5 protein-coding genes are annotated in these 5,058 nt (G+C 67.5%); 1 reads left to right on the plus strand and 4 read right to left on the minus strand.

Annotated elements, in window-relative coordinates; genetic code table 11:
• Positions 1 to 147: 147 nt before the first annotated feature.
• The 4 genes from ABDW35_RS31930 to ABDW35_RS31945 form a co-directional block, all read right to left on the minus strand.
• Positions 148 to 1,050 carry an ABC transporter permease gene (locus ABDW35_RS31930; RefSeq protein ID WP_343717879.1) on the minus strand — a complete coding sequence of 301 codons (903 nt, stop codon included), beginning with the start codon at positions 1,048 to 1,050 and terminating at the stop codon, positions 148 to 150.
• A gap of 2 nt (positions 1,051 to 1,052) precedes the next feature.
• Entirely contained in the window at positions 1,053 to 1,985 is a 933-nt protein-coding gene (locus tag ABDW35_RS31935) for an ABC transporter permease (protein ID WP_343717880.1), read from the minus strand.
• A 95-nt stretch (positions 1,986 to 2,080) separates the two neighbouring features.
• Entirely contained in the window at positions 2,081 to 3,370 is a 1,290-nt protein-coding gene (locus ABDW35_RS31940; protein ID WP_343717881.1) for an extracellular solute-binding protein, read from the minus strand.
• 11 nt (positions 3,371 to 3,381) lie between these two features.
• Positions 3,382 to 4,413 carry an ABC transporter ATP-binding protein gene (locus ABDW35_RS31945; protein WP_343717882.1) on the minus strand — a complete coding sequence of 344 codons (1,032 nt, stop codon included), beginning with the start codon at positions 4,411 to 4,413 and terminating at the stop codon, positions 3,382 to 3,384.
• 253 nt (positions 4,414 to 4,666) lie between these two features.
• On the opposite strand from ABDW35_RS31945, the gene ABDW35_RS31950 reads away from it, so the two are divergent.
• Positions 4,667 to 5,058, plus strand: a 392-nt coding sequence (locus ABDW35_RS31950; protein ID WP_343717883.1) for a GntR family transcriptional regulator, incomplete at its 3' end; no start/stop codon positions are given.

Here is a 5,058-nt window from a genome sequence, read left to right on the forward strand (position 1 = left end):
ATTCAGCGCATCTGGAACTGTCGTGTGAGAAGGGACAAGATAACCCGGCAATCCAGGGGCCACCGAGAGCGGCTCTTGCCGCCCTGGATGCCCGGGTCAAGCCCGGGCATGACAGAAAAAGAGAGTCCGCCACCACTCCATCCATCCTCACACCAGCCCCTGCCCTGCATCCGTCCCGTGGCGGCCGCGGCGGCCGCGCAGCAGCGCCATCAGGCCGAGCGCGGTCAGCACCACCGCCAGCGACACCGCCGTGGTCATCGTGCCGAGGGCATAGATCTCCGGCGTCGTCACCGTGGTGGTCAGGCCCTGCAGCTCCAGCGGCAGGGTGTTCTGCTCGCCGATCGCCTGCGACGACCGGGCGATCTCGTCCCAGGACAGGGTGAAGCCGAACAGCCCGACGCCGACCACGCTGGCGCCGATGATCGGCAGCACGACATGGCGGAAGCTCTGCCAGGAGGACGCGCCGAGGTCCCGCGCCGCCTCCTCGTAGCGGCGGTCGAAGCGGTTGAACACCGCGAACATGATCAGCAGGCCGAACGGCATGGTCCAGGTCAGGTGCGCGCCGAGGCCGGAGCGGAACAGCCCCATCGCCGTGGTGAAGTCGTCGTTGATCCAGGCGATGTCCCAGCTCTCGCCCAGGCTCTTGATCGCCTCGTCGAGCAGGCGGAACTCCAGCGCGATGCCGAGCGAGACCACGATCGACGGCATGATCAGGCTGGCGATGGCGGTGTAGAACAGCGCCGACTGGCCCGGGAAGCGGCGGCGGAAGGCAAGCCCGGCCGAGACCGACAAGGCCATGGTCAGCACCATCACCACCAGGCCGAGCTTCAGCGAGCGCCAGAAGGCGGCGCCGATATCGACCACGCCCATCCCGTCCCAAAGCTTCTCGAACCAGAAGGTGGAGATGCCGTTCATCGGGAAGGTCAGCCCGCCCTGCGGCCCCTGGAAGGACAGCACGAAGATGGTCAGCGTCGGGCCGTAGAGGAACAGCACGAACAGGCCGAACACCGCGGCCAGGACGTAGAAGGAGAGCGGACGGCCTTCGCGCATGCTCACAGCTCCTTCCGGATGTCGACCAGCCGGGTCAGGGCGACGATGATCATGATCACCACCGCCAGCAGGATCACCGCGTTGGCCGCCGCGGCCGGGAACTGCAGGTAGCTGAGCTGGACCTGGATCACCTTGCCGACCGAGGCGATCTGCTGCCCGCCCATGACCCCGACGGTGACGAAATCGCCCATCACGATGGTGACGACGAAGATCGAGCCGATGGCGATGCCCGGCTTGCACAGCGGCACGATCACGTTCCACAGGATCTGCCAGCCGCTGGCGCCGGCGTCGGTCGCGGCCTCGATCAGCGACCGGTCGATCCGCAGCATCGAGTTCAGGATCGGCACGATCATGAACACGGTGAACAGGTGCACGAAGGCCAGCACCACCGAGAATTCGGAATAGAGCAGCCCGTCGATCGGCCGGTCGATCAGGCCGAGGCCGAGCAGCCCCTGGTTGACCAGCCCGTTGCGGCCCAGCAGCGGGATCCAGGAGATCATCCGGATCACGTTCGAGGTCCAGAATGGGATGGTGCAGAGCAGGCACAGCACGATCTGCATCGCCGTGGTCCGGACGTGGAACACCAGGAAATAGGCGATGGTGAAGCCAAGGCCGAGGGTGATGGCCCACACCATCGCCCCGATCTTAAGGGTCGACAGATAGGTCTTGAAGGTGGTGCACAGGTCAGGCAGCGAGGTGAGGCAGCCGTCGAAGGCCTCGACATAGTTGCGGAATGTGAAGTCCGGCACGATCGAGTATTCGGTGTAGTCCCAGAAGCTGACCACCACCGTCACCACCAGCGGCAGCACGAAGAATAGCAGGAACACCAGCATCATCGGCGCCGCCTGCAGGAACGCCGTGAAGCGCCCGGAGGATCGGGCCCGGGGCGCCGCGACGGTGCGGGCGGGTGCGTCTTCCGCGGGGATAGCGGTCATGCTGCCTCTCGGATCATGCGGCGGCGAGCCCCCTCACCCTCCCTCTCCCAGAGGAGAGGGAGGGTGAGGGGGTGGTCACGGCGGCGCTCAGCGCTCTATGCGGCGATGAAGGCGTTCCACTTGCGGACCATGTAGTCGTTCTCGTCCATCACCGCGTTCCAGCAGGCGACGCCGCCCATGCGCTGGTCGTAGGAGCCGCCGTCGCGCACCGCGCCGGCCTTCTCCATCACCGTGCCGTCCGGTGCCTTGATATCCTGCGCCGCCGGCTTGCCCTCCATCCAATAGGCCCACTCATAGGGTTCCATATTGGCCTTGGCCGTCTCCAGCACCGCCGAGTAGTAGCCCTGGCGGTTGAGATAGGCGCCGGCCCAGCCGGACAGGAACCAGTTGATGAAGTCGTAGGCGGCGTCGAGCTTCTTGTCCTTCAGGGTCTTCGGCAGGCCGAAGCCGGAGGCCCAGGCGCGGTAGCCTTCCTTCAGCGGCTGGAAGGTGCAGGCGATGCCCATGGAGCGGACCTTGGTCACGGCCGGCGACCACATCGACTGGATCACCGTCTCGCCCGAGGCCATCAGGTTCACGCTCTCGTTGAAATCCTGCCAGAAGGCGCGGAACTGGCCGGCCTGCTTGGCCTCGGTCAGCACCTTCATGGTCAGGTCGATCTCCTCCTTGGTCATGTTGCCCTTGTCGGCATAGGTGTGGAGGCCGGCCGACTCGACCACCATCGCCGCGTCCATGATGCCGATCGACGGGATGTTCAGGATCGAGGCCTTGCCCTTGAATTCGGGGTTCAGCAGTTCCTTCCAGCTCTCGATCGGCCGGCCGATCAGGTCGGGCCGGATGCCGAGCGTGTCGGCGTTGTAGGTGGTCGGGATCAGGGTGATCCACTCGGTCGGCTCGGTGGCGAAGGTCTTGCCGTTCTTCTCGGGCAGGTAGAACACCTTCTTCGGCGCGGTGCCCTGGTCGCCGATCTTCTTGCCGTTCAGCTCGCCCTTGGTGAACACGGTCGAGATCTGGTCGACATATTTGATCCGCTTCGCGTCCATGCCCTGCAGGTTGCCGGAGGGCAGCAGCTTCTTCAGCGAGAAGTATTCGCTGTCGACGAGATCGAAGGAGTTCGGCTGGGTGACGATGCGCTTGGTCACCTCGTCGGTCGTCACCGGCACGTATTCGATGGTGATGCCCAGATCCTCCTTCGCCTTCTTGGCGATGTCGGCGCTCTGGTTCACCGCGGTGCCGAGATAGCGCAGCGTCACCGGCTCGGCCGCGATGATCGCGGGGAAGCCGGTGATGGCGCGGCTGCCGACCAGCGCGCCGGCCGTCGCCGCCGTGGTCTTCAGCAGGGTGCGGCGGGAGAGGCCGCGCTTGGTGTCCTTGGTATCCGCCATGGTGAGCCTCCTTAGGGTTGGGGGCGATGGTCGCCGCGCCCCGCGGCGTCGGTGTGGAGAGGGTGAATGTCGGACTTCGCCCAGGCGACGGCGACGCGGTCGCCCGGCGCCACCGGGTCGGCGAAGAAGTCGGCCTCGGGCAGCCAGGCCAGCATGTCGGGCGCGAGATCGCAGCCGAAGGCGACATGGACCGTGGCGCCCTGGTACTCGACCCCCTGCACCACCGCCTCGACCTGGCCGGGCGGCAATCCCGCGCCATTGACCTTGCTCAGCCGCAGCCGGTCGGCGCGCAGCGTCGCCAGGCGGCCGCCGAGGGTGACGACATTGTGGCCGCCGATGAAGCGGGCGACGAATTCGGTGGCCGGCCGGGTGAAGAGATCCTGCGGCGCCCCCGCCTGCTCGATCCGCCCGCCCTTCATCACCACCGCCAGGTCGGCCAGCGCCATCGCCTCCTCCTGGCTGTGGGTGACATGGATGAAGCTGATGCCGAGTTCGGCCTGCAGCCGCTTCAGCTCGGCCCGCATCTTGATCCGCAGGAACGGGTCGAGGGCGGAGAGCGGCTCGTCCAGCAGCAGGATCTGCGGCTGGGTGATCAGCGCCCGGGCCAGCGCCACGCGCTGCTGCTGCCCGCCGGAGAGCTGCGCCGGCAGCCGCTCGCCATAGGCCTCCATCGCCACCAGGGCCAGCAGCTCCGCCGCCTTGGCCCGGCGCTCCGCCTTCGCCACGCCGCGCATCTTCAGGCTGAAGGCGACGTTGTCGGCCACCGAGAGATGCGGGAACAGGGCGTAGGACTGGAACATCATCGCCGTGCCGCGCTTGGCCGGCGGCCGGTCGGTGACGTTGGCGACGCCGAGGATGATGTCGCCGTCCGACACCGCCTCATGCCCTGCGACCATGCGCAGGGTCGAGGTCTTGCCGCAGCCCGAGGGGCCGAGCAGGCAGCAATAGGTGCCGGCCGGGATCTTCAGGTCGATCCCGTCCACGGCGATGGTGCCGCCGTAGCGCTTGGTCACCTTCACGAGTTCGAGATCTGCGCCGCGCATCCGCCCTCCTGTCCGGTCGGATGGATCAGCAAGCGGCGTGCCAAGCGCCGGAACGCGCCGATCCGGCCCGCCGACGACGCGGTCGAGGATGGCCGGCGCCTACGCTTTGGGCATCGGGATACAGGCGGCCCGAAGATTGTGCACAATCCTGCATCGACAAGAATACAATCTTGAGCCCCCGCATCCCCGCATGGGATGGTGCCCTTCGGACGAGTCACGGCGGCTGCGCCGCGACCGCCGCGGGAGCGGAAGAATGGACACGATCGAGACCGTCGGGACCCTGGCCGGGACCCGCGACATCCCCGACCGCGGCGCGCGGGTGGCCGGGATCTACCGCTCGATCCTGGACGCGATCGTCGAGCATCGACTGCCGCCGCGCACCAAGCTGTCGGAGGACGAGATCGGCGCCGCCTTCGGCGTCAGCCGCACCATCGTCCGCTCCGCCCTGCAGGCGCTGGCGCATCAGCACATGGTGGTGATCGAGAAGAATCGCGGCGCCTTCGTCGCGGCGCCGACGGTCGAGGAGGCGCGCGAGGTGTTCGAGGCGCGGCGCACGCTGGAGGCCGCGATCGCCCGCCGCGCCGCCGGGCGCACCGCGCCGGCCGATATCGCGCGGCTGGAGCGGCATCTGGCCGAGGAAGCGGA

Origin of the sequence: Inquilinus sp., assembly GCF_039594555.1 — a bacterium.
GTDB lineage: Bacteria > Pseudomonadota > Alphaproteobacteria > DSM-16000 > Inquilinaceae > Inquilinus.

What these genes read in the sequence shown, in the direction of transcription:
- ABDW35_RS31935 (WP_343717880.1), bottom strand. Translation starts at nt 1,985, where the DNA reads ATGACCGCTATCCCCGCGGAAGACGCACCCGCCCGCACCGTCGCGGCG.
- ABDW35_RS31945 (WP_343717882.1), bottom strand. Translation starts at nt 4,413, where the DNA reads ATGCGCGGCGCAGATCTCGAACTCGTGAAGGTGACCAAGCGCTACGGC.
- ABDW35_RS31930 (WP_343717879.1), bottom strand. Translation starts at nt 1,050, where the DNA reads ATGCGCGAAGGCCGTCCGCTCTCCTTCTACGTCCTGGCCGCGGTGTTC.
- ABDW35_RS31940 (WP_343717881.1), bottom strand. Translation starts at nt 3,370, where the DNA reads ATGGCGGATACCAAGGACACCAAGCGCGGCCTCTCCCGCCGCACCCTG.